Raw genomic sequence first — 311 nt, 5'->3', positions numbered from 1 at the left:
TTAATGATTCACTTGCACTTAGTGATGTACTTAATGATTGACTCGTACTTAACGATGTACTTAATGATTGACTCGTACTTAACGATGTACTTAACGATGTACTTAATGATTCACTTGCACTTAGTGAGGTACTTAATGATTCACTCGCACTTAGTGATGTGCTTAATGACTCACTTGCGCTTATTGATGTGCTTAATGACTCACTTGCGCTTATTGATGTACTTAATGATTGGCTTGCACTTAGTGATGTGCTTAATGATTCACTCGCACTTAATGATGCACTTAGTGATTGGCTCGCACTTAACGATGTA

General features: G+C 37.0%; 1 protein-coding gene. It reads right to left on the bottom strand.

Annotated features, from left to right (window positions below; genetic code table 11):
- The coding region (locus tag E4T68_RS09070) for a hypothetical protein (protein ID WP_194185119.1) at positions 1-311 on the bottom strand (311 nt) is incomplete at both ends.

This window comes from Granulicatella sp. WM01, from assembly GCF_004570605.1.
In the GTDB taxonomy this organism is placed as follows: Bacteria; Bacillota; Bacilli; order Lactobacillales; family Aerococcaceae; genus WM01.
Note: the sequence above shows the minus strand (reverse complement) of the source record. Positions and strands in the feature narration are given on the sequence as shown.